At 35.8% G+C, this 215-nt stretch carries 1 pseudogene; it reads left to right on the top strand.

The window, feature by feature from the left end:
• Positions 1-171 (top strand): annotated as a pseudogene (locus tag BN200_RS09890) (helix-turn-helix domain-containing protein); the annotation flags it as partial.
• Between the last annotated feature and the right edge of the window lie 44 nt (positions 172-215).

The following is a 215-nucleotide window of genomic DNA, read 5'->3' as shown; positions in this document are numbered from 1 at the left end:
GATGAAAATATAAAACTCCCCCCTGAAGATATAGCGGAACTCGCGGCGGAACTTTATAAAAAACTGCAAGAGTTGGTTCAAAACATCAACGACACAGAAGAAGTCGAGGCAAGTTTCCCTCTTCTTAGGATTCATCTAAAACGCCAAATTGAAAATGAAAAGCACACTTAAAAGCACCATAAAATTCCATCTAAAACATCATTTAAAATGAAAAA

Origin of the sequence: Bartonella senegalensis OS02 (genome assembly GCF_000312545.1) — a bacterium.
GTDB lineage: Bacteria > Pseudomonadota > Alphaproteobacteria > Rhizobiales > Rhizobiaceae > Bartonella > Bartonella senegalensis.
Note: the sequence above shows the minus strand (reverse complement) of the source record. Positions and strands in the feature narration are given on the sequence as shown.